Origin of the sequence: Pseudomonas sp. Irchel 3H9 (genome assembly GCF_900187495.1) — a bacterium.
Classification (GTDB): Bacteria; Pseudomonadota; Gammaproteobacteria; order Pseudomonadales; family Pseudomonadaceae; genus Aquipseudomonas; species Aquipseudomonas sivasensis.
The window spans coordinates 55,970-78,958 of record NZ_FYDK01000012.1 but is presented as its reverse complement, the minus strand read 5'-3'; the positions used below and the strand labels follow the sequence as shown (position 1 = coordinate 78,958).

Here is a 22,989-nt window from a genome sequence, read left to right as displayed (position 1 = left end):
TGGAACCACCTGATCCCATCCCGAACTCAGTAGTGAAACGATGCATCGCCGATGGTAGTGTGGGGTTTCCCCATGTGAGAGTAGGTCATCGTCAAGATTAAATTCCGAAACCCCATTTGCGAAAGCAGATGGGGTTTTGTTTTGGGCGGGCGGAAAGTGCGAGGGCGGGTCAGGGCGAGCTCTCGAATATCCTCAGGGACGGGGGGGCCTGCCACCTTGGTCATTGATGTGCAAACATCCGTCAAAGTACCGTTGAGGAATTCAATGCAAAGTGTTTCTGCATTTTTGGTATGGTGCAGCACATTTTCCCAAGGATTGATCTTTCATCGCAGGATGCGGCGTCGACCCTCTTCAACGAGATGCTGTAGAAATGCCAGAACCGATACCGATCAAAGATCACGAAAAAGAAAACCGTCTTGTCAACAAACGCCTGCTCGCTTGCGCGCTACTGGTCATTGGCATCACATGCGCTCTGGTGGGGCGTATGTATTTCCTGCAGGTCGTACAGTTCGACTACCACTCCACAATTTCTGAGAACAACCGCGTCCACGTATTACCCATTACGCCGACGCGTGGCCTTATCTATGACCGCAACGGTGTGGTATTGGCCGACAATCGCCCCAGCTACAACCTGACCATCACCCGAGAACGCACCACCGACCTCAAGGGAGAGTTGGATGCCATCGTCAATCTCCTGCACTTGCCGCCTGAGGACCGTGGATTATTCGACAAGGCCTTGAAGCAAGCGCGCCATCCCTTCGTTCCAGTGACGTTGTTTTACGAGTTGACCGAAGAGCAAATTGCGTTGCTGGCAGTGAATGAGTTCCGCCTGCCGGGGGTCGATGTAGAACCACAGTTCGTCCGTCACTATCCGCTGGCCGCTCACTTCGCCCACTCCATTGGCTATGTGGGCCGTATCAACGAGAAAGAATCTAAGACCCTCGACTCCGTGGAGTACCGTGGCACGCAGTCTATCGGCAAGACCGGTATTGAGCGGTTTTACGAATCCGAGCTACACGGTCATGTCGGTTATGAAGAGGTTGAGACCAACGCCCAGGGTCGCGTGCTGCGCGTGCTCAAGCATACTGACCCGATCCCCGGCAAGAACATCGTCCTGAGCCTCGACGTCAAGCTCCAGGAAGCGGCTGAGGAGGCCCTGGGTGATCGTCGCGGCTCAGTAGTGGCACTTGACCCGCAAACCGGTGAAGTACTGGCCATGGTCAGCAAGCCCAGCTTCGATCCGAACCTGTTCGTAACCGGTATCAGCTTCAAGGAATATGCCGCGCTGCACGACTCCATCGACCGACCGCTGTTCAACCGTGTCCTTAGAGGCCTGTACGCACCGGGGTCGACCATCAAGCCAGAAGTGGCCATCGCAGGCCTAGACAGCGGTGTCGTCACCGCCCAAACCCGGGTTTTCGACCCGGGTTACTACCAACTACCCGACTTCGACCACAAATACCGCAATTGGAACCATAGCGGCGACGGTTGGGTGGATATGGACGCAGCCATCATGCGCTCCAACGACACATACTTTTACGACCTGGCCCACAAGCTGGGTATCGACCGCCTACACGACTATCTGGCGGAATTCGGCCTGGGTCAGAAAGTATCCCTAGACATGTTTGAAGAGTCAGCCGGCCTGATGCCGTCTCAGGCCTGGAAGCGCGCGACCCGCCGCCAGCCCTGGTTTCCAGGCGAAACCGTGATTCTCGGCATCGGCCAAGGCTACATGCAGGTCACGCCGCTGCAACTGGCTCAGGCCACCGCGCTGATCGCCAACAAGGGTGTATGGAACCGACCGCACCTGGCCAAAACGATCAATGGCGTGCCGCCCGTCGACGAAAACCCCATGCCGAACGTTGTACTCAAAGACCCGCGCGACTGGGAGCAGGTCAACCACGGCATGCAACTGGTAATGCACGATCCGCGCGGTATCGCTCGGGCCGCTGCGCAAGGTGCGCAATATCGCATCGCCGGCAAGAGTGGTACGGCCCAAGTGGTCGCGATCAAGCAGGGCGAGCGCTATAACCGTGAGAAGACATTGGAACGCCACCGCGACAACGCCTTGTTCGTCGGCTTTGCTCCCGCCGAACACCCGAAAATCGTGATCTCGGTGATGATCGAAAACGGTGAGGCCGGTGGTCGCGTTGCAGGACCGGTCGTGCGGCAGATCATGGATGCTTGGCTGCTGGACCAGGACGGTCACCTGAAGCCGCAATATGCAGCGCCAGCCAAGGCACCGGGTGAGCCGCGCGTCTAGGTCATGGCTTCCACTCGTCCCAGCGTTCCATATCCTCATAGGCGAGCCAGGGTACATCGTGGCTCGCCCATATGTGCGAGGTGGGACTGACGCCCGGATCATCATCCAGCGTTGCCACTCGCACAATTACATGGGGCTGCTGGCTACGCTCCGCCATCAGGTGTGAGCCGCAGCGTTTGCAAAAATGTCTGAATTTTCCCGGTGAAGACTCGAAGGCCGCGCGCAATTCCTCCCCTAACGTCCAGCGAAAATGTTCGCGCATCACCCCTGCCGTGGCGACAAACGCCGCCGCGTGTATCTTGCGGCAGCTCCTGCAATGGCAGTGGCTGATGGGCATATCCAAGATGTCCACCTGATAGCGCACACCTTTGCAAAAGCAACTTCCATTCAATGGTTCAGTCATAACGTATTGCCGGGTTCAAGGATGGGGTCATCATCATTGCTTACAACCTCAGGTTGCGCATTGTTTGATGTCGCCTACTGTCAATGGAGGAGGTGACTTATGCACGTATTAGATCGCATCGAGCGAAAAGTCCTGCTCAACGCTTCACGCAAACAGGTCTGGGAGGCACTGACCAACGCTGAGCAATTCGGCGATTGGTTTGGCGTCGCCCTTAAGGGCAAAGTCTTCGAGGTGGGAGAAACCATCGAGGCGCCGATTACCTATCCAGGTTACGAGCATGTGGTCTGGAAAGCCAAAATCGAACGCATCCTGCCACAGACATTGTTCTCTTTCTGGTGGCATCCCTTTGCGGTTGAGAAGGGCGTCGATTATGACCAGGAGACACCCACCTTGGTTGAGTTCACGATTGAAGATCGTGCTCCGGGCATTCTGCTTCGGGTTGTGGAGTCCGGCTTCGACGCAGTGCCCCAGGCTCGTCGCCAGAAGGCCTTCAAGATGAACTCTCGTGGCTGGGACGAGCAGATGGGTAATATCGAAAACTATCTGAACACTGCCCGTCGGGCATGACCCAAGCGGGCATCATTGCTGATGCCCGTGCTTACAGCTTTCAGCTCCCATGGCTGTAGTGACTTCCTATGTGCCAAGAGCCCTGAGTTGGCTAATAGAATAAATTTGTGAGATTGCAGCCTGTGCGCGCGTTTACCTGCCGCGCTGGCCCGTATGCCGCGTAGAATCAACGCCTGAAAGCGATTCCTGAGGTGCGGCAAGGTGGATTTACAGCAGGGTTTTGTCCTGACCCGGCATTGGCGCGATACCCCGGCGGGTACGGAGGTCAGTTTCTGGCTGGCCACGGACCAGGGCCCACAGTTCATCCGCCTACCCATGCAGACCTCGGTGATGTTCATCCCAGAGGCCCATCGCAAGCCGCTGGATTGGTTGCTCAAGGGCGAGCGTGATATTGAATTGCGCCCCTTGCAGTTGTGCGATTTTCATCACCGCCCGGTCCTGGGCCTGTACACCCGCCAGCACCGCCAATTGATGGATGTAGAAAAACGCCTGCGCGCTGCCGGCGTCGACGTCTACGAAGCCGATGTACGTCCACCTGAGCGCTACATGATGGAGCGCTTTATCACCGCCCCGGTCTGGTTCGGTGGCACACCCGACGTCTCTGGTGCTCTGTGCGACGCGCAGATGAAACCTTCCGCCGACTACCGCCCACCGCTCAAACTGGTGTCCCTGGACATAGAGACCACCGCTCAGGGCGACCTGTACTCCATCGCCCTTGAAGGCTGCGGTGAGCGCCAGGTCTACATGCTCGGGCCACCGAACAAAACCGACGCAGTGGACTTCAAGCTCGACTACTGCGACACCCGCGCCCAACTGCTGGAGCGCCTCAACCAATGGCTCGCCACCTTTGATCCCGACGCCATCATCGGCTGGAATGTCGTGCAGTTCGACCTGCGCGTGCTCCACGAACACGCCCAACGCCTCAAGGTGCCGCTCATGCTTGGCCGTGGCGACGAACCCATGGCCTGGCGCGAACATGGCAGTCGCAACCATTACTTCGCCGCAGCGGCGGGGCGCCTGATCATCGACGGTATCGAAGCCCTGCGGTCGGCCACCTGGAGCTTTGAATCCTTCAGTCTGGAAAACGTTGCGCAGACCTTGCTGGACGAGGGCAAGGATATCTCCACGCCCTACCAGCGCATGGACGAAATCAACCGCATGTTCGCCGAGGACAAGCCCGCACTGGCGCGCTACAACCTCAAGGACTGCGAGCTGGTCACGCGGATTTTCGAGAAGACCGAACTGCTCAAGTTCCTGCTCGAACGAGCCAGCGTCACCGGGTTGCCAGCCGACCGCAATGGCGGATCGGTCGCAGCATTCACCCACTTGTACATGCCGCTGATGCACCGCCAGGGTTTTGTCGCGCCCAACCTGGGCGACAAACCGCCCCAGGCCAGCCCCGGCGGATTTGTCATGGACTCACGTCCCGGTCTCTACGAATCCGTGCTGGTACTCGATTACAAAAGCCTCTACCCGTCGATCATCCGCAGCTTTTTGATCGACCCCGTGGGCTTGATCGAAGGCCTCAAGCACCCGGACTACAGCGAGTCAGTGGAAGGTTTTCGCGGTGCGCGTTTTTCCCGTACGCGTCATTGCCTGCCGTCTATCGTCGCCCGCGTCTCCGAGGGCCGTGAAGTGGCCAAGCGCGAACACAACGCGCCGCTGTCCCAAGCTCTGAAAATCATCATGAATGCGTTTTATGGCGTGCTCGGTTCCAGCGGATGCCGCTTCTTTGACACACGACTGGCGTCCTCGATCACGATGCGCGGCCACCAGATCATGCGTCAGACCCGCGAGCTGGTCGAAGCTCAGGGCTATGAGGTGATCTACGGCGACACCGATTCAACCTTCGTCTGGCTCGGCAAGGCCCATTCCCAGGAAGCTGCCAGCCGTATCGGACAGGCGCTGGTGCAGCACGTCAATGCGTGGTGGCGCGAGCATCTGTACAGCGCATTTGGCCTGCAAAGCGCTCTGGAGTTGCAATACGAAACCCACTTCACGCGCTTTCTCATGCCCACCATTCGCGGTGCGGAGGAGGGCAGCAAAAAACGCTACGCCGGCTTGGTCACGCGTGCTGATGGCAGCGAAGACATGGTCTACAAAGGCCTGGAAACCGTGCGCAGCGACTGGTCGCCCCTGGCTCGGCAATTCCAGCAGGAACTCTACCAGCGCATCTTTCACCGCCAGCCCCATCAGGACTACATTCGCGACTACGTTCGCCGAACCCTGAGCGGCGAATTCGACGAACTGCTGATTTACCGCAAGCGCCTGCGCCGCCGGTTGGATGACTACGAACGCAACGTACCGCCCCACGTGCGCGCCGCGCGCCTGGCCGATGACTACAATGACCGCCTGGGGCGGCCGCGCCAGTACCAGCGCGGCGGTTGGATCAGCTACGTGATCAGCGTCAACGGCCCTGAACCGTTGGAAGTACGCCAAGCGCCCATCGACTACGATCACTACGTTACCCGGCAGTTGCAGCCGGTGGCCGATGCGATTCTGCCCTTTGTGAATGACGATTTCGGCACCTTGGTCGGTGGGCAAATGGGGCTGTTCTAACGATCAACACCCCTTAAAAGTGTGGGAGGTTATGCCTCCATCGATAGGAGAAAACGCTCATGTACACGCTCTACGGCACCGACGAATCCGGCTCTTGCATGATCGAAATCGCCCTGCAGCGCTGTGCGGTGCCGTGGCACCGAGTGGACGCCAGCTCCTGGCAGGAGAGCGAGGGCAGCGAAGCCTTGGCACGCATCAACCCGCTCAAGCAAATCCCCACGCTGGTCACTCCCGACGGGCAGGTGCTGACGGAAAGCGCCGCGATCCTCATTCACCTGGGGCTCGAATTTCCCGACTCGCACCTGCTGAACGGCGACCGGGCGCAGATCATCAGAGGCCTGGTGTATATCGCCGCCAACTGTTATTCGGCGATCGGCATCATTGACTACCCGCAACGTTGGTTGGGCAACGCCAATGAAGCGGCCCAAGTGCAACTCGCGACCGGCACTCGCCGCTATCTGCATCAGGCCTGGGTAGTGTTCGCCGATCAGTTCGAACAGCAGCTGTTTGCGCCGAACGGTGAGCCGAATGCACTAGGCATTATGGCGGCAGCAGTGTCGCGCTGGGATGACGCCCGTGAGGCGTTGGGCGGCTTGGCACCCGGCTTTGCCCAGACGTTGGCGCAGGTGGATGCCGATCCTGTCGTGGCCCCGGTTTTTGCGCGGCATTGGCCGGAGTGGAAGGTCTCGTAATGTTTCCGCAATCAACGGAAACAATCACGGATGTCCGCGCCAAACCCTTGCGTAGCGGGCGTCCTGACCTACGCTTTCTTAAAGCGCTGTAGGAATCATCCTTGAATTTGACTGTCGCAGACATGAAACTCAAGAACCCTGCATGGAATTCAAAGGAGGTGCGCATGCTCATCCGGTCGCTGACCCTGGCTACCTTGATGGCTTTTACGGGGCCGCTGTTGGCTGCTGATGATATCAACCCGCTCAAGCAGGATCTGGGCAAGGCCCGGCCGTTGGTGGTGGTTGAGCTTGATTCAGGCAACTCCACGCTGGCGACCCTTAAGAAACAACTGGACGAGCCCGCCATCAAGCAGTCCTTTGAAGAGCGCGCCATGGTGTTCTACACCGTGAAGTTCGGCAGCATTGGCGCCGAAGGCGAGAAGTTCGCCAAGGACCCAAAGGACAATAAAAAGCTAACGCCGCCCGAAACCAATGCACTGATCCGCGCACTCAAACTTGGCGCTGGCAGCGGCACTAAGGTGATCCTGATCGGCAAGGATGGCGATAAGAAACTTGAGAAGACCGTGCCACCGGATACCCTCGACTTGAAGGAATTCTTCAGCACCATCGACCAGATGCCCATGGCGGAGAAAGAAGCCGCTGCCGCCGCAGAACCTGAACCCGCCCCACCAGCGCCAGCCAAGGGCGCCAAGCCCGCAAAGCCGGGCAGCAAGCCAGCCCCTCAACAACTGGATGACTGAACCCGAAACCCTGTAGGCCCGCCGCCTACAGGGTTTTTTGTGGCTTACGCACCGGAAACGGAAAGTAGAAAAACCGCAAAAACGCCACCCGCTTGATCACTTCCCCGATCAACAACGGCACCACCACAGCCACGACAAAACCGATACACGCCGCGACAAACGCATGCAGCCCCAGCCGCTCCATCAGGTCAAACGTCTTGTGCTGGATCTCGCCATGGAAGATCAACAAAATCAGCGTCGATTGGCCAATATAGGTCATCGCCCTGGTAATCAGGGCCGACACCATCAGCACCCGTGCCAGCGCCCAGCACACGTAAACACCAATCACCGCCAGCAGGCTGGTCCACAGCCAGTGGTCGTAGCGCCGTTGCGCCAGGTCCATGGTGTCGTGGCTGTAGATGAACACAGCCGCGAACAGCGCCACCGAAAGCAACAGGGTCAGCACTGACCCCGCATGGGTACGCAGCCAGTCCCGCAGCAGATAGCCGTAGACGAAACACGCGCTGCTGATCAGCGTGATGTCCAGGCTGAACGGCAAGCCGGGCAGTACCCAGGTTTGCCCGCCGACCGTCACCGGCAATTGCCAGAACCAGGGCAGCATCCAGATGCCGATCAGCAGCGGCACCAGCATCAGTACACAACTCACGGCCAGCGAAAGACGCTGAATCAACCGTAGCAGCACCCAACCAAACAGAATCGCCACCCAAAAGTGCGGCAAAAACCAAAGAGCCTGCCATGGGATGGTGTCCACCGAGGCATACAACACGCCGCCGATATCCGGCAGCAGCGGCTGGCCGCGCAGCAGATCTCGCACGATCACGTACACCAGCATGGTGAAGAAAAACGGCTTGAGCAGGCCATCCGCCTTACGCACCGCCATCTCGAGAAAGGGCTGTTCAGGCTTGAAAAGGACCCCCGACAGAAAGAAGAACAAAGGCAGTACGAACGACGCCAGGATCAGGTACATAAGGTCCGGTGACGTGGCGACAAACCAACTGTGGGCATACACGATCACCAGGATGCCGATGCCTTTGGCGATGTCCATTTGGATCCAGCGATGTTTCATCTGCGTTTCCCCTGTCAACCCTTCATGCCTTGCGCCATGGTTTCAGCCACAGCCCCATCCCGAGCAATACCAAGGCACCGGCCAGGGTGCTCAGCCCCAGTTGCAGCCATACGCCTTCAAGACGAAACAACACCAGCGCCGCCACGCCCAGCACCAGCGCACTGAGTAGCCAGTGCCGGGCCCAGGGCAGGGCGCCGAGCAGTGTTTGGCGTTGCATCAGCAGCAACGCGGTGCAGATCACTCCCGCCAGCGCGGCCAGTGGAATTCCTGCCAGGCCGAACACAAATGGCAAGACGCAGAGCAGCAACACGTTGACCAGGCTACCGAGCAATTCGCAGCGCAGCGGCTGGCGTGTATCGCCGGCGGCGTAGGCGTAACGCGCGAGCAAGGCGTTCCAGGCGCCGAACACCAACGGCACGGCAAACCACGCCAGCAGCAGCGGCAATGGCGAGTCAGACGATTGCTGGGGCAACAGCAGCGCCACCAGGCTTGGTGCGGCGGCTACCAGCCCGACGCCGGCGGGCAGCGTCAGCACGCTGGCGGTTTCCAGGCCGCGCTTGAGCAGGGCCAGGCGCGCATCGCCCTGACGTCGGCTCATCATGCCCAGCAGCACCTGATTGAGGCTCATCAACGCAATCAGCGGCAGGTTCATCAGCTTGCGGGCCAGGTTGACCCAGGTGACTGCGCCTTCGCCAAGCAGCGATGCTACGAGTCTTTCGATCAGCGCCAGGCCCTGGCTGGCTCCGTTGCTTATCAATAAGGGACCGATGCGTTGGCCCAGCTCGCGTAACGGCGCGAAGCTCAGCTGCCAGCGCCACGGCCGCCAGCCTTGGCGCCACATCGACGGCAGCAGCGCCAATGGCATCAGCAAGCTGCCGGCGAGGCATGCCAGGGCCAGTGAGTGGGGTTGAGTCGCGGTGCCGGCGAGGGCGAGGTACGTCACTGGTGGCAGGTTGAACAGCAGCGAGCCCAAGCCGGCCAGCACAAAACGCTCGCTGGCCTGCAATGGAATGCTGAACAGCGCATGCAGCATCAGCCCCGGTACGCACCAGGCGACGACCTGCAGGTTGCTGCTGGCCAACGCCGTCGCGGTGTCGGCCAACCCTGGGCCGAGCACTTGCACCAGCCACGGCGCCAACAGCGTCAGCAGCAGACTGGTCACCAAGGCGATCAGCATCAAGGCCGGAAACAATACCGCCAGCCAGTCCAGCCGCTCGCCATCCTTTCGCGCCAGGTACAACGGCAACGCCGCCGCACTGAGCACGCCGCCGGCCAAAGACATGCGCAGCGCCTCGGGCAAGAACAGCGCAATCAGGAACGCATCACTGCGCTCCCCCGCGCCCCACGCCGCCACCAGCAACCACTCACGGGCGAACCCCAGGCACAGGCCAAGCAGAGTCGCCAGGGTCAGCCATGCGGCGGAGCCCAGCATCAGGGCCGTGCGCCGTTGAACAGTGGTTTACGGTAGGTCACTGTCTTGACCTGCGGCAGGCGCGCCGGAAACAAGCGCCGCGCCTCCAGCACATTGATGCCCACCATCAGCCAGAACAGCGCCACCATCACCACCGCAAAACTGAAGTAGTGGTCAAACAAGCCACTGACCAGCGCGGACAGAATCCCCGCCGTGGTACCCAGCCACAGGGCGTTGTCCTTGGTCAGGCGGATCGGACCTTTCTCTGGACGGGCTTCACGCCACCAGCGGACGGTCACCGCCACAAACAGCAGCATGCCGATGAGGCCTATCTTGTAGATGTAGTTCAGCCATAGGTTGGAGATGCCCAGCAGACCAGTGCCCGGCACTGGCGGGTCGACCTTGAAGCCGATGCCCAGCGGATAGGCCGCCACGGCCTGCGGGAACATGCGGTATTCATCGAAACGCACTTCGGTACTGGCGTTGTTCGTAGAAAAAATCGTCGCCAGGCGATCCTGCAACGGTGGATAAGCCATCACCAGCGCTATCGTCAGCGCCGCACCGATCATCAATAGGCGACCGGTGTACGGCACGCGCCGTGAGGCCATCCATATCAGCACCAGCGCCAGGCTGACCATCGCGCCACGGCTGCTGGCCAGCAGCAATGCCGCCGCTCCCAAACAGGCCACGCCCAAACCGAGTGCGCGTTTCCAGCCTTGTTCGGTCATGCCGAAGCAGAAGGCTAAAGGCAGCAGCAACGCCATGATCCCACCGATGGCATTCGGGTGCGTCCACGGCGAGCCCATGCGCGAAGACATGGCCTCCAGACCAAATTTGAGCATGTCGAAATTGGCGTAGTTGAACAGGCCAAGAATCGGCGCGATCCCGGCCCCTGAGCGTGTGCGCACAAACACCCCAATGGACAACACCAGCATCGCCAGGGTGCCGAGCAACAGTGCGATCACCAGAGATTCGCGGTGCTTTTGATCCCCCAGCAATTTGGCCGCGAGGAACACCCCCGACAGGTTCAGCAACCAGCGCAGCCAGTTGGCCAAGCCGCTGCTGTCGGCGTGGGTGATAACCTGACCGACCATGAAGGGGAACGCACTGAACAGCATCAGCCACAACAGCATTTGGTCGGTGGGCCGTCGGGTCAGGCTGGGCGCTTGCGGCAGGCGCGACAGGAAGCTGTGCCACAGGATCGCGCCCCAGGTGAGGGCCAGAATCGCCTCGCTCACCGTGGTGCGAATGCCCAGGTTAACCGTGGAATACGGCATGAACGTCGCCACGGCCGCAAACAGCAACAGGCCCCAGAACGGAAAGCGCAGGATGGTCACCGCAGCCGCCAGACCGATCACAGCCAGAAACGCCTTGGCCGGCGACAGCAGCAAAGCCAGGGCGCCAAACAGCAGGCCGAAGAGTATCGCGACGAGGCTTGCCAGATTCACTCTCACGTCAGTTCCTCGATCAGTTCGGCCAGGCGCCGGCGATAAGCGTGGTGGTTGAAGCGTTGCGCCCACTGGCGGCGTTGCTCGGGGGATTCTTCGTCGGGCTGCTCGCCCAGGCCTATCATCAATTGCGTCAGCGCCGGGCCATCGGTGGGCGAAAAGCGGGGGGCTGACGGTGGCGTGATTTCATCCAGTGATGTACCGCTGGCCACCGCCACGGGGGTGCCGACGCTCAAGGCTTCGATCACCGGCAGGCCAAACCCTTCGGCATACGACGGCTGCCACAGGCGCGAGGCCCGGCGGTACAACGCGTGCAACTCAGCGTCCGACACACCGCTCAAGGCGCGAATACCTGGCAGTGTGCGCTGGGCTTCGGGCAAATGATCGAGGCTGCCTACCAATACCAGTTCCGGCACTGAGGGCGATTGGCGTCGCGCTTGCTGCCAGGCGTCCACCAGAAATGGCACGTTTTTGCGCAACTCGCGGGTGCCCACCAGCAACCAGTAACGCGCAGGCAACTGGCGTGTGCTGAGGTCGGCGGCCAGCTCGGAGAACCCATCGACCTGGTTGGGCAACACGCGAATCTTGCCCGCCGCCTTGGGGAACAGCCGCAGGGTTTCATCGGCGCTGTATTGCGACGGCGTCCACACGCGGTCGGCGCTGTGCACCGCGTAGGCAATCGACAGGCGATCGCTGGTCTTGTAGATCAACGCCTTCAAGCGGTTGGCGTGGTAGTTGTTCAGGGTGATCTGAAACAGATCATGCAACAGCACGACGGTGCGCAGTCCTTGAGGCTTGGGTGGCAACGGCAGGCCCATATTGAAGGTGCTGATGTACAAATCGACATGGTGTTCGCGCAAGGCCCGCGGCAAGAAACCCGCCTCGAAACGCAGGCGATTCTGTGGCTGGTGCATGGCAGTCTTGGCGCAGCCCCAAGCCGGGCAATGGGCCCACAACCGGGTTTCATCGCCCAGGGGGGCCACGGTAAAGCGCTCGACGTCGATGTTCGGCAGCGTGTGCAGCGCACTCTCCAGCGCATACACCTGGCGGCTGATGCCCGATTGCGGCGAGGTGCCGACGGTGCGGTAATCCAGGCCTACACGCATGCCGGCTCCTTTTGGTTCTGCGGCGCGAGGGTGGCGTACACCTGCTCCAACTGGCTGGCGGCGACGCTCCAGTCATGGGCCCGACGCACGTAGGCGCGGCCAGCTTCACCCATGGGCGCGGCGGCGTCGGGGAATTGCAGCAGGCGTACCACCGCATCGGCCAGCTTGGTGGCGCTTTGTCCGCCGAGGTAGTCCAGGCCTTCCACCAAGTCCAGCCCGGATACACCTTGCTCGGTGCTGGCCAGCGGCAGGCCGGCGGCCAGGGCTTCTAGCACCTTGAGTTTCGACCCGCCGCCGTGGCGCAACGGCGCCAGAAAGACCGAGCAGCTTGATTGCAGATTCAGCAGGTCGGGCACGAAACCTTGCCACTCGATGCGCGGGTCCTTCCAGCGCTCGCGCCAACTGCCCGGCATGCCGAAACCGCACACGCTCATGCGCGCATCCGGGCAGCGCGCCCAGACCTTGGGCAGGATTTCATCCAGCGCCCATTCGATGGCGTCCACGTTCGGCGCGTATTCATAGTTGCCCAGGAACAGCACGCGTCGGGTCGACGGGTCGGGACGGGCGGCGGCGAAGTGATCGCAGTCCACGCCATTGACAACCACCGGTACCGGTTTTCCGGCGATTTTTTCCAGGACCTGCGCGTCGCTGTCGGTGACGGCCACCACCTGCGCGGCCTGGCGCATCACTCGGCGTTCCCAGCGGGTATAGCGCCATTGATCGTAGCGAATGAACGGCAGCGCCCAACGCGGCAAACGGTCGTAAGTGGCTGCGCCCAGGGCCGACTCCACATTGTGTTCGGTCAGCACAAACGGCTGTGACTTGCGCGCCAGTGCATCTTCGTAAGGCTGGAAGCTGTAGCTGTGCTCAATCTGCACCACGTCCCACTGCTCACCCAGCAACCAATTGAAAGTGTCCTGCAACTCGCCCGCCAAACCATTCACGCTGGCCAGCAGCGGGTAGGGCGCAAACAGCCCGGCCACCAGGGTCTTGAAACTGCGCAACGGGCGGCGCGGCAGAATGATCAACTGTTCGACAAACGCCTCCAGCACCTGGCGGTCGGTGAGCGACACCGGGTGCTTGTCATGCAGCAGCAAGGTGATCTGGTGCCCACGCGCCGCAAGGCTGCGCAGCAAATGGAACTGACGCGTCTTGCCGCCGCTGGTGGCGGGCCAGGGCGAGTAGGGCAGGATCCATAAAATGCGCATCGCAGGCCTCACTCCCATAACAGTATTTGCAGGTTTGGCTTGACCGTGATGGTCAGTCCGTTGGTGCCGCTCACCGGGGTTTGCGTGCCGCGCAGCGGGTCATACAGGGTCGCGCTGGCCAATCCTGGCAAGTGAGCGTCACCGCCTTGTGCCGACCAAAAAAACCATAACTTGCGACCATCTGTGCGGGTCCAGCCGATGCTGAACAGGCCATCGGGCAATTGGTCGGCGGTGGGTGGGTCGCCGGGGATTAGCTTCGGCCCGCTGACGTCGAGAAAGTTTTTCAGCGCGGTGTAGACCGGCTTGGGGTTAGTGTCGATGTCCAGCAAACCGTAGGACTGGTCACGCACGCTGGCGCGCTGGTCCAGATCGCTCAAGGTAAATAGGAAGATCTTGTCGTAATCCATCGCGCTCATCAGCGCCAGGCGGCGTACTACGTAATCGGCCTGGGCCTGTGGGGTGATGATGTCCTGGGCGTCTTTGGGGCCGGTGTAGGTCGACCAACCCCATTCTGTGCTCCACAGGGTCTGCACACCGCCGGTGCGCAAGGCTTGGTTGAGTGCGGTGGTCTTGGCGATAAAGTCCAGGTTGGCCGGGTCGTTGCCTTCGGGCAATTGGGTGTAGGGGTGGTAGGAGATGACGGTATTCAGGCTGGCCACGCCGAGTGCGCCGAGGGCATCGAACATGGTCTGGCCGTTAGGCATTTCGCTGAAGAACGCCATACCGGCTGCGACCACCGGTTTGCTCGGGCTCATCGCTCGAAGCGCGGCGGCTGAGGTGGTCAGCAGCGTGGCGTAGCCGGCCGGATCGGCCACCGGACGCCAGAAGCCCAGCAGGTTAGGTTCATTCCACACTTGCCAGGCGTCCACGCTGGGGTAGCGCTGGGCGAGCAACGCCATGCGGTTGGCGAACACGTTCGGGTCCTTCGGCGGGTACTGGTCCTGATAGGGCGCACCCGCCGGTGCAGTGGTGGCAAACGGCGCCGAGCCGACCAGGTAAAACACCGACTTGAGCTGGTTGTCCTGCAGCTTGCCCACCAGTTGGTCCAGGGTTGCCACCTGGTACTGGCCCTCTACGGGTTCCAATTGATCCCAATGCAGGTCCAGGCGCACCCACTCCAAACCCAGCGCCTTGAGACGGTCGATCTGCTTCTGATAACGCTCGGGGCTGAACCATAGGAATTGCGCGTTCACCCCCAGGAAATCCTTCCATACCACCTCTTTGTTGCCCTTGAGCACATGGCTTTCTGCATCCGCCTGGCGCCCCCAAAAAAACGCAGTCAGGCCCAAGGCAGCGACCACGGCCAGGGTGGCGAAGTAGGTGCGTTTACGCGCCATGGCGAGCTCCTGAAATGGCGTCGCCAAACAGTGCGGCGAACTTCTGCGCGGTTAACGGCCACAAGCGCTCACGGCCGATTTCGCCGGCGCGTTCGGCCCAGTCCCGGGCCAACAGCGGTGTGCGCGCCAGGCGCAGCAGTTGCTCGCTGAGCGCGGCCACGTCGCCTTCGGGGTAGATGGCGCCGTTGCCGCTGGCGACTTCTTCGGCAAACGCCCGGGCATCCGAAGTAATCGCTCCGCGCCCGCACGCCGCCGCCCAGGACAACGCGCCGCTGGTGCCGCGCTGGCGCCCGAGCAGGCCGAGTTTTTTCGATTCACGGTAGGGCAGCACCATCACATGGTGCGCCTGAATGGTCTGGGCGATGTCGTCGGCCGGCAAGTTCAGCCGCCAATCGATAGCGTCCGTCAGGCCGAGGTCGGCGATTTGGCTATTCAACTGCTCCAGGTAATTGCTGCCTGCGCCAAACGCCATTTCGGCGGCTGTGCCTCCGGCCAGGGTCAGGCGCACACGGTCACGCAATTCAGGGGCTTGTTCGAACACGGCAGCCAGTGCCTGCAGCAGGTCCTCGATGCCTTTGCCCCGGTAGATAAAACCGAAGTACAGCAGGTGCAGCGTGTCCAGCGGCGGCAGCGGCACGGGTGGGATGGCCAGGTTGGCGTGGTTGATCACCGCGACTTTGCCCGACGGCAGTTGCATGCGCTGGCTCAGGCATTGGGCGCCCAGGCGAGTGAGGGTGATCAGCCGCGTCAGGCCTTTAGCGACCTGACGCTCTTCACGCAGGGTCAGTGGGTCGGCCAGCACGACCGCCGCCTGGGGCAGCGGGCTCGGCAAGCGGTCCAGCAGGTTCAGCGGAAATGGCAACTGCTCGCGCCGCCACACGATCCGTTCCGGGTCATGCACGGTGGCGGTCAAGGGCAATGCCGGGTAGGTCTTGCGCAGTTCACGCAGGGCCAGAAACTCCCCCAGCCGCCCGCCGCCCAGTTCGGCGTGGACCAGGTCCACACTCTGCCAGTCGAATGCAGCGATAGCCTGCTTGATGGCCTCGCTGTTGCTCGCCACACCGGTCAACGGCGTCATCACCGTTACGCCCAGGTGTTCCAATGCCGTGCGGAAATGGTTCGCGTAGTCGGCGATCCCGTTTTTTTCCGGCGGCAATGGGGCGAGCAGGGCGATGCGCATCAGAACGCTCCCCGGTACTTGGCGATGAATTTAAGCACCTTGGCCGGCACTTCGAACTTACGCCGGTTGATGATGATGCCGTCCACCTTGCCGAATGCCGTGTTGAGGATCGACAGCGCGTGCTCGACCACGGGCACCGTGCTGGTATTCGCTTCCACCACCAGGGCGATCAGGTCGGCGCGGCGCAGGTTGATAAACGCATCGCGGTTATCCAGCAGCGCCGACGCGTCCAGCAGCACCACTTCGCCCGGCTTGGCAGGTTCAGCCCCGCCGACCCGCACGTTGATGCCGTTTTCCTGGAGCAACTGACGCAGGTGTTCCACCACAAAGGTCACCCCCTCGCCATGGCGCGCTGAGGTCAGCCCCAGCGTCATGCCTTGCTCGGCAATCCGCTCCAACTGCAGCAAACCGTACAGGCGGTAGATGCTTGCATTGAACGCGTTGGTGCCTTGGGCGGTGCTGGTGTCCAATTCCGGCAGGGTCGTCCACAGTGGCAGGCCGAACTTGCGTTCCACCAAACCACCGTCGTGGATGCGCTGGTCGAGCAGGTAGCAAAGGTAGATCACAAGCAGGCCGACGACGATCGCAAACGGAATCGCCAACAGCAGCATCACCAAGGTTTTCGGGAAGATGCGGCCGGGGTTCAGGGTGGCTTCTTCGATCACCGCGATGTTGCTGATCTGGCTGTTATCCAGCTCACGGTCGATACGCGATTTTTCCAGGTTGTCCACGTACAACGCGTAGTTGCGTTCGGCGGTGCTCAGCTCGCGGCCCAGGCGGGTCAACTCCGGTTCGATCTCCAGGGCTTGCTTGCGTTGAGCTTCAAGGTTGACCAGTTGCTTTTGCTGCTGGACCAGTTGAGTGCGCAGCGCCAGGTTGTTGCTCGTTTCATCCAGCAGCACGCGCTGCAAGTGGATTTCCAGCGTGTTGGGCGCACGGTTTTCCGAGCTCTGCACGGTGTTGCTTTCGCTGGAGACGTGGGCCTGCATCGCGCGGATCGACGCATCCAGGGCTTTGACCGGCGGCGCGTTATCCGTGTAGGTGCGCATCATGTCAGCCTTTTCCAGCAGCTTCTGGTTGAGCAGGCGACGCAAGTCCTGCTGCTGCGGGTTCAGTGCTATCTGGCGAACCGTGGTCACTTCCTTGGGTTGGGTCTTGAGCTGCGTGCGAGTGCTCGCGATGGCGCTGTCGGAGGAGGCGATCAGGCGCGTGGTGTTGAACGTCTCGCCGCGCAATACGTTGATGCGCTCGGACAAGTCTTCCAGGCGATCAGTGATGCTGGCCGCACCGATCTCATTCAGGTGTGTGAGGATCTGCTCCTTGTAGCCCTTGATCTCCGTGGCGCTGGTGGACACCTGACCTTCATAGAACACATACAAACTCTTGCGTCCCAGAGCCTGGGTGCGTTCGTTGATGTAGGTCTCGACCCAATCCTTGACCACCGCCTGGGCGATTTGCGGATCACCCCAGGTGAAGCTGATGTCCATCACCGTGGAACCGGCGGCGTGGCTCACTTCAAAGCTCTTTTCCAGGTTGGCGGCAAGGCGTTCCACCGGCGTGGTTTTTTCGATCACACCGACGCTTTCCAGCACCACGCGAATACCGTCGAACACCGCGCCGACGCCCTCCTTGACGGCGTGCTTGGTGCGCTTCCAGAAACCCTCCGGCGGCGGCGCATTGTTGATGACTTCCAGGTAGTGCTCGGCCACTGCACGCACGATAGGGCGCCCGGTCAGCAGGCGTTCTTCGTCGACAATCGGGTCGCGCTGGGTGCTGGGCATCACCAGCGCCTGACGATTACTGATCTCGATGGGCAGGGTCGAATCGCGGCCCGGTTTCACCAGCAGTCGAGCGGTGGATTCGTACTTGGCCGGCAGCAGGAACGCCCCCAGCAGTATGATCACCAACGCGGCAATGGCGGCCAGTTTGAACTCGCGCCGGAAGATGAAGAACAGGCGCAGCAGATCACGAAAAGAACGGATCTCGATCATAGGATGTCGCTCCTTTAGTTATTGCCGCCGCTGGTGCGTGTGTAGTTGTAGCCAACCCCAATGGACTTGGTGAACGGGATCAGTTGGTTCATGTAGGTATCCACTCCCTGGATGCGCTCGCCCACGTTGGATTTGGGCACGAACACCACATCGCCGCGTTGCAGGTGCACCGGTTTGCGCCCGTTGGGGCCGGTCTTGAGCAGTTGGCTGAAGTCCAGGAAATAGGCGCGATAGGCGCCATGGGCATCTTCGCGCAGCAGCGCAACCATGCTGGCATTGCCCGCCGGGCTCACCCCGCCGGCGCCGATAATCGCCTGTTCCAGCGTGTTGGCCGTGGCGATCTGCACCGCCGTCGGGTTATTCACCGCGCCGCCGACAATGACCGAGCTGCCCGGCGCCTGATTGATGTTCACCGTCACACGCGGCTCGCGGTATGTCTGCGCGAGCTTGCCGGTCAGCTCTGTCGCCAGCTCCGAAGGCTGGCGCCCCGCAACCTGGATTGGCCCCAGGAACGGGTAGTTGATCTTGCCGTCGGTCTGCACGGTGTACAGCGTCAACTCGTAGATCGTGCTGACGTTGAACGCCGACAGCGTCGGCATCTCGCCGGCATCACGCACGATGCGCAACTGGTCGCCGATGCGGATGCGTTCCACCGCCGGTGGCAACTGGGCCAGTTGGTCGAGGGCGCGCTTGCCGTCCTCGACGGTCTGGCTGTCGGGCGGCACGATGCGCGCCGGTGTATTACAGGCGGCCAGAGCCATCATGGCCACGACGAGCAGGGTTCGTTTCATCAAGGGGGACTTCCTGTGGGTCATGATGCTCACCTCCAATAACCGGGAAACATGCTGATGCGCCGCTTGAGGGCGAGAGGCAGACGACGCTCAAGATGGCCCAGGCGGTAACCGAGCAATTTGAACGCGCTGCGCACCAGCACCTCCGGCACGCGGTGCAAGGCGCCGGCTTTGCGCAAGGCTGCGAGTTCAGCCATTACATAGCGTTTGCCTTCGCCACCCGCGTCGCCAAAGGCCTGCTTGATCCACGGCTCACGGCCGTAGAACACGCCGATATCGAAGTAGCGGTGAAACTCGTCCATGAGTTTGTAATCGTGGGAGTGATGCACCAGCGCCGTAGCGGCGTAGCGCACCTTATAGCCGTCGAGAAGCATGCGCGCGGCGACGTAGGCGTCTTCGCTGCCGATCACGTCGGCGGGGAAACCACCCACCGCGTGCAGTGCACTGCGTCGGTACACGGAGAATGAGTCGGAGCTGAAGCAGGTCTTGATCCCAAGCGTGGGCGCGTCGGCCAGGCTTTTGCTGCGGCTGTGCTCCGGGTAGTTGAAGTGTCGCGATTGCGCGCCCAGTACACCCGCGTCAGGGTGGGGGAGTTGGCGCCCATAGGCGACGCCATTGAGCGGGTCCTCCTGCAGCTCGGCGAGCAGGTTGGAGAACGTCTCGGGCGTGGCGGGAATAGCGTCCTGGGTCATCACGAACAACGCGTCGCCGCCAACTTGCTCGCTGGCCCAACGGCGGGTGCCGCCGTGGTTGAAGTCACGGGCGTCGATCACTTCGACCCGTGCTCCGAACTCTCGAAAACGCGCCACGGTGTCATCGCTGGAGGCGCTGTCCACCACCAGCATTTCGTCCGGTTGCAGGGTTTGCATCTTCAGCGCCGGCAGCAGGCGTGCCAGGTGGCTGGATGCGTTACGGGTCGGGATGATCAAAGAGGTGCGCATGTCATTTTTTCACGTCGGCAGGCGCACGGCCGTAGATGTCGTCGAAGCGCACGATGTCGTCTTCACCCAGGTACTCGCCGCTCTGCACCTCGATCATCACCAGGTCGATGATGCCGGGGTTGGTCAGCCGGTGTTTGTGCCCGGCCGGAATGTAGGTGGACTCGTTGGCGTTGATCAGGAACTCCCGCTCGCCGTTGGTGATCTGCGCCGCGCCGCTGACCACCACCCAGTGCTCGCTGCGGTGGTGGTGCATCTGCAGCGACAACGACGCCTGGGGCTTGACCACGATGCGCTTGATCTTGAAGCGGCTGCTTTCCTCCAACACGGTGTAGGTGCCCCACGGCCGGGTGACGGTGCGGTGCAGGCTGTACGCCGGATGGTTCTGGCGCTTGAGCTCGGCGACGATGTAGCGCACGTCCTGGCTGCGGTGGGCGTCGGCGATCAGCAAGGCGTCGGGGGTGTCGACAATGATCAGGTCGCGCACGCCCACGGCGCCCAATACGCGCTTGGGTGAGTCGATGTAGCAGTTGTGTACGTCATGCAAAATTGCTTCGCCATTGACCTGGTTGCCCTGGGCGTCGCTGGGGGTGAGCTGGCGCAGGGCTTCCCACGAGCCGATATCGCTCCAGCCAATGTCACAGGGCACCACGGCCACTTGGTTGGACTTTTCCATCAGTGCCACATCGATGGAAATATCCGGCGCACTGGCAAAGCCATCGGCGTCCAATTCACGCTGGCGCGAGGTTTTGTTTTGCAGGCTCTGGCTGCGCTCCAGCGCGGCGCGTGCGGCGTCCAGCACGTCCGGGGCATGGGTGGCCAGTTCGTCTACCAGGGTGCTGGCCTTAAAGCAGAACATGCCGGCATTCCACAGGTGCTTGCCGCCGTCAAGGTAGCCTTGGGCGGTGGCCAGGTCGGGTTTCTCGACGAAGCGTTTTACGCGGTTACCGTGGCTCAGTTTTTCGCCCTGTTCGATGTAGCCGAAGCCGGTTTCTGCATGGTCGGGCTGGATGCCGAAGGTCACCAGGTAGCCGGCTTCGGCCAGGTCGCGGGCCTGAGTCACGGCCTCGGCGAACGCGGCTTCATTGAGGATCAAATGGTCGGCGGGCATCACCAGCAACTGCGCGTCGCCGCCGAAATGTTCCTGCACATGCAACGCTGCCACGGCGATGGCCGCCGCTGTGTTGCGGCCGAACGGTTCCAGCAACAGGTCCAGGGGCAGGTGGGCGTTGTTGACCGGTCGGTAGTCATCCAGGGTGCGGAACAGCAGGTCGCGATTGGTCACCGTCAGCACGCTTTCCACCCCAGGCAATTTGGCTGCGCGCTGAAAGGTTTTTTGCAGCAGGCTCTGGCCGTCACGCATGCGCATGAAGGGCTTGGGCATGTTCTGTCGCGACACCGGCCACAGCCGTGTGCCCGAACCACCGGAAACGATGCAGGGAATTAATCCGTTGAGGGTATTCATCAATAGACTTCCTTGGTGGAAAGGACGGCGGGGACCGTCATGAAGACGATGTACAGGTCAAACCACACCGACCATTTGGAGATGTACTCCAGGTCGTATTCGACGCGTTTCTGGATCTTGAACAGCGTGTCGGTTTCACCCCGGTAGCCATTGATCTGCGCCCAGCCGGTGATGCCTGGCTTCACGCGGTGGCGCGAGCTGTACTCGCTCACCGCCACTTCGAACGGGACACCGGCGGCCTTGGTCGCCGTGGCGTGCGGGCGCGGGCCGACCATCGACATGTTGCCCAGCAGCACGTTGAACAACTGCGGCAGCTCGTCGATGCTGGTCTTGCGGATGATGCGGCCCACCCGAGTGATGCGTGGGTCCTGACGAGTGGTCTGGCGTTCGGCGGTGAAGTCGCTCTGGTCGGTGTACATCGAGCGGAACTTGAAGACGCGGATTTCGTTGTCGTTGTAGCCGTAACGGTTCTGGCGGAACAGCACCGGGCCCTTGGAATCGAGTTTGATCGCAATCGCCGTGACCACCATCACCGGCGACAGACACACCAGCGCCAGGCTGGCGAGGAAGCAATCCTCCAAGCGCTTAATCACCGGCGACCAGCCGCGCAACGGCAGTTGCGAGGTGTTGAACATCAGGATGCCGCCGACGTCGGTGATTTTGCTGTGGCCGTAGCGCAAGGCGGCCATGTCGGGCACCAGCATCACGTTCACCGACAGCTGCCGCAGGCGATTGACCAGCCCATGAATGCGCTGCTCGGCGGCCCAAGGCAGGCAGATCATCACCTGGTTGACCTGCTCGGCGCGGATCAGTTTTTCCAGGTCACGGGTGTTTCCCAGCAAGGGCAGGCGGCTCAACTCTTTGGGGATGCGTTCGGTGCGGTCGTCGATAAAGCCGATCAGCCCGGAACGGATATCGCCGTTGCGTTGCAGGTGGTCGGCCACATGCACGGCGGTGTCGGTAAAGCCCAGGATCACCGTGCGTTGAAGGTATTTGCCCTTGCGCATCAGGTGGCGGTACAGGCGCAGCATCAGCAGGCGTTCCAGGCAGAACAAGCAGAGGCTGGCGACGTACCACGCCACCAGATTGCGCGGGGTCAATAGCGGGAAAAACTGCAGGATCTGGTACATGAACAGCAGGATGCAAAACGCCGCCGACCAGGCTTTGATCTTGGTTTTCAGACGCAGCCGGTTGCTGAATAACTCTTCGGAATAGATGCCTAGGGCCTGGAACAGAATGATCGTCAGGACCGCGAAAAATACCAATAGGCCGAGGAAATGACCGCGTAGCTCTGGGTCCATCGGGTCGATGAAAATCACCAGGACCAACGGGGGCAAAATGGCGCTCAGGCCATGTATGAATTTGACGAAAACAACAAAGAACTCAACAAAACCGGCACGCGTTAAAAACAGACTGTCGACGGACGACTTTTCTCGCATAAAACATCCCTCATTGCACTCCAGTCGCGCTTGTTCGATTGTTTGTTCAATAAAGCAACGGGTTGCTTTAAAGGCACTTCGAACTACGGCTACGCTGGGTAATACGCAACTATCCATTCAAAAAAATAAATCCATTTGAATGCTTTTCGCGGGGGTAGTGACTTAAGGAGTGTTTCCTTCATAGTGCTAGTCAACGGATTGACGATGTTGCGGGGTATGCAGGATAGACGGGTTAATCAGTCTTTTTATCGGCATTTTATTGACATTCCTTGTCCGAACACTCGGTGATGGGGTGTGTTTTTGAGTGTAGGAATAAATGTGAGATTTTTCCTGCTTAACGGGAAAACCTTTTTATGACCGAGGTAGGAAAGGGGGACAAAGAGGG

18 protein-coding genes and 1 rRNA gene are annotated in these 22,989 nt (G+C 60.9%); 6 read left to right on the top strand and 13 right to left on the bottom strand.

The annotated features are described in order from the left end of the window. Together rrf and mrdA are read left to right on the top strand one after the other, a co-directional pair. Positions 1 to 97, top strand: a 5S ribosomal RNA gene (gene rrf, locus CKW32_RS27430); the annotation flags it as partial. 273 nt (positions 98 to 370) lie between these two features. Then, positions 371 to 2,263 (top strand): penicillin-binding protein 2, encoded by a 1,893-nt coding sequence (mrdA, locus tag CKW32_RS27425; protein WP_032888193.1) that lies wholly within the window; start codon positions 371 to 373, stop codon positions 2,261 to 2,263. Between the two features lies 1 nt (position 2,264). Here mrdA and CKW32_RS27420 read toward each other — a convergent pair whose 3' ends face one another. Then, complete coding sequence (locus CKW32_RS27420; protein ID WP_032888194.1) at positions 2,265 to 2,666, bottom strand: GFA family protein; 402 nt, start codon at positions 2,664 to 2,666, stop codon at positions 2,265 to 2,267. 99 nt (positions 2,667 to 2,765) lie between these two features. Here CKW32_RS27420 and CKW32_RS27415 point away from each other — a divergent pair, with 99 nt between their 5' ends. The 4 genes from CKW32_RS27415 to CKW32_RS27400 all read left to right on the top strand — a co-directional run bounded on the left by CKW32_RS27415 (position 2,766) and on the right by CKW32_RS27400 (position 7,224). After that, positions 2,766 to 3,233 (top strand): SRPBCC family protein, encoded by a 468-nt coding sequence (locus tag CKW32_RS27415; protein ID WP_095186480.1) that lies wholly within the window; start codon positions 2,766 to 2,768, stop codon positions 3,231 to 3,233. 201 nt (positions 3,234 to 3,434) lie between these two features. After that, complete coding sequence (locus CKW32_RS27410) at positions 3,435 to 5,792, top strand: DNA polymerase II (RefSeq protein WP_095186479.1); 2,358 nt, start codon at positions 3,435 to 3,437, stop codon at positions 5,790 to 5,792. 59 nt (positions 5,793 to 5,851) lie between these two features. Continuing rightward, positions 5,852 to 6,484, top strand: a complete 633-nt coding sequence (locus tag CKW32_RS27405) for a glutathione S-transferase N-terminal domain-containing protein (RefSeq protein ID WP_095186478.1) — start codon at positions 5,852 to 5,854, stop codon at positions 6,482 to 6,484. 164 nt (positions 6,485 to 6,648) lie between these two features. Then, on the top strand, positions 6,649 to 7,224 hold the full coding sequence (locus CKW32_RS27400; protein WP_032888204.1) for a DUF4174 domain-containing protein: 576 nt from the start codon (positions 6,649 to 6,651) through the stop codon (positions 7,222 to 7,224). A gap of 25 nt (positions 7,225 to 7,249) precedes the next feature. Here CKW32_RS27400 and CKW32_RS27395 read toward each other — a convergent pair whose 3' ends face one another. Genes CKW32_RS27395 through CKW32_RS27340 form a run of 12 tightly spaced genes read right to left on the bottom strand, consistent with a single transcriptional unit; the run spans position 7,250 to position 22,604 of the window. After that, positions 7,250 to 8,290, bottom strand: a complete 1,041-nt coding sequence (locus tag CKW32_RS27395; RefSeq protein ID WP_095186477.1) for an acyltransferase family protein — start codon at positions 8,288 to 8,290, stop codon at positions 7,250 to 7,252. A gap of 22 nt (positions 8,291 to 8,312) precedes the next feature. Continuing rightward, positions 8,313 to 9,722 (bottom strand): murein biosynthesis integral membrane protein MurJ, encoded by a 1,410-nt coding sequence (gene murJ, locus CKW32_RS27390; protein ID WP_032888208.1) that lies wholly within the window; start codon positions 9,720 to 9,722, stop codon positions 8,313 to 8,315. Then, the gene (locus CKW32_RS27385; RefSeq protein WP_095186476.1) at positions 9,722 to 11,149 is read right to left on the bottom strand and encodes an O-antigen ligase; all 1,428 of its coding nucleotides are present in this window, start codon (positions 11,147 to 11,149) and stop codon (positions 9,722 to 9,724) included. The genes murJ and CKW32_RS27385 overlap by 1 nt, the downstream gene beginning before the upstream one ends. Positions 11,150 to 11,151: 2 nt before the next feature. After that, positions 11,152 to 12,255, bottom strand: coding sequence for a glycosyltransferase family 1 protein (locus CKW32_RS27380; protein ID WP_095186475.1), 1,104 nt, complete (start codon positions 12,253 to 12,255; stop codon positions 11,152 to 11,154). Next, on the bottom strand, positions 12,246 to 13,463 hold the full coding sequence (locus CKW32_RS27375; RefSeq protein WP_095186474.1) for a glycosyltransferase family 4 protein: 1,218 nt from the start codon (positions 13,461 to 13,463) through the stop codon (positions 12,246 to 12,248). The genes CKW32_RS27380 and CKW32_RS27375 overlap by 10 nt, the downstream gene beginning before the upstream one ends. Before the next feature lie 8 nt (positions 13,464 to 13,471). Then, a complete protein-coding gene (locus tag CKW32_RS27370) occupies positions 13,472 to 14,800 on the bottom strand; it encodes a beta-galactosidase (RefSeq protein WP_095186473.1) in 1,329 nt (442 codons plus the stop codon). Next, positions 14,790 to 15,980, bottom strand: coding sequence for a glycosyltransferase (locus CKW32_RS27365; RefSeq protein WP_095186472.1), 1,191 nt, complete (start codon positions 15,978 to 15,980; stop codon positions 14,790 to 14,792). Before CKW32_RS27365 ends, CKW32_RS27370 begins: the two co-directional genes overlap by 11 nt. Further along, entirely contained in the window at positions 15,980 to 17,971 is a 1,992-nt protein-coding gene (locus CKW32_RS27360; RefSeq protein WP_032888220.1) for an exopolysaccharide transport family protein, read from the bottom strand. Before CKW32_RS27360 ends, CKW32_RS27365 begins: the two co-directional genes overlap by 1 nt. A gap of 14 nt (positions 17,972 to 17,985) precedes the next feature. Further along, a complete protein-coding gene (locus CKW32_RS27355; RefSeq protein ID WP_095186471.1) occupies positions 17,986 to 18,762 on the bottom strand; it encodes a polysaccharide biosynthesis/export family protein in 777 nt (258 codons plus the stop codon). Positions 18,763 to 18,791: 29 nt separating this feature from the next. Further along, positions 18,792 to 19,703, bottom strand: a complete 912-nt coding sequence (locus CKW32_RS27350; protein ID WP_095186470.1) for a glycosyltransferase family 2 protein — start codon at positions 19,701 to 19,703, stop codon at positions 18,792 to 18,794. Between the two features lies 1 nt (position 19,704). Continuing rightward, positions 19,705 to 21,165: a mannose-1-phosphate guanylyltransferase/mannose-6-phosphate isomerase gene (locus tag CKW32_RS27345; protein WP_095186469.1), complete on the bottom strand. Its 1,461-nt coding sequence runs from the start codon at positions 21,163 to 21,165 to the stop codon at positions 19,705 to 19,707. Next, positions 21,165 to 22,604: an undecaprenyl-phosphate glucose phosphotransferase gene (locus CKW32_RS27340; protein WP_095186468.1), complete on the bottom strand. Its 1,440-nt coding sequence runs from the start codon at positions 22,602 to 22,604 to the stop codon at positions 21,165 to 21,167. The genes CKW32_RS27345 and CKW32_RS27340 overlap by 1 nt, the downstream gene beginning before the upstream one ends. Positions 22,605 to 22,989 lie beyond the last annotated feature (385 nt).

Coding starts and splice junctions, on each gene's coding strand:
- mrdA (WP_032888193.1), top strand. CDS start 371: ATGCCAGAACCGATACCGATCAAAGATCACGAAAAAGAAAACCGTCTT.
- CKW32_RS27415 (WP_095186480.1), top strand. CDS start 2,766: ATGCACGTATTAGATCGCATCGAGCGAAAAGTCCTGCTCAACGCTTCA.
- CKW32_RS27340 (WP_095186468.1), bottom strand. CDS start 22,604: ATGCGAGAAAAGTCGTCCGTCGACAGTCTGTTTTTAACGCGTGCCGGT.
- CKW32_RS27355 (WP_095186471.1), bottom strand. CDS start 18,762: ATGAAACGAACCCTGCTCGTCGTGGCCATGATGGCTCTGGCCGCCTGT.
- CKW32_RS27370 (WP_095186473.1), bottom strand. CDS start 14,800: ATGGCGCGTAAACGCACCTACTTCGCCACCCTGGCCGTGGTCGCTGCC.
- CKW32_RS27405 (WP_095186478.1), top strand. CDS start 5,852: ATGTACACGCTCTACGGCACCGACGAATCCGGCTCTTGCATGATCGAA.
- CKW32_RS27375 (WP_095186474.1), bottom strand. CDS start 13,463: ATGCGCATTTTATGGATCCTGCCCTACTCGCCCTGGCCCGCCACCAGC.
- CKW32_RS27380 (WP_095186475.1), bottom strand. CDS start 12,255: ATGCGTGTAGGCCTGGATTACCGCACCGTCGGCACCTCGCCGCAATCG.
- CKW32_RS27360 (WP_032888220.1), bottom strand. CDS start 17,971: ATGATCGAGATCCGTTCTTTTCGTGATCTGCTGCGCCTGTTCTTCATC.
- CKW32_RS27345 (WP_095186469.1), bottom strand. CDS start 21,165: ATGAATACCCTCAACGGATTAATTCCCTGCATCGTTTCCGGTGGTTCG.
- CKW32_RS27395 (WP_095186477.1), bottom strand. CDS start 8,290: ATGAAACATCGCTGGATCCAAATGGACATCGCCAAAGGCATCGGCATC.
- CKW32_RS27365 (WP_095186472.1), bottom strand. CDS start 15,980: ATGCGCATCGCCCTGCTCGCCCCATTGCCGCCGGAAAAAAACGGGATC.
- CKW32_RS27400 (WP_032888204.1), top strand. CDS start 6,649: ATGCTCATCCGGTCGCTGACCCTGGCTACCTTGATGGCTTTTACGGGG.
- CKW32_RS27420 (WP_032888194.1), bottom strand. CDS start 2,666: ATGACTGAACCATTGAATGGAAGTTGCTTTTGCAAAGGTGTGCGCTAT.
- murJ (WP_032888208.1), bottom strand. CDS start 9,722: ATGCTGGGCTCCGCCGCATGGCTGACCCTGGCGACTCTGCTTGGCCTG.
- CKW32_RS27350 (WP_095186470.1), bottom strand. CDS start 19,703: ATGCGCACCTCTTTGATCATCCCGACCCGTAACGCATCCAGCCACCTG.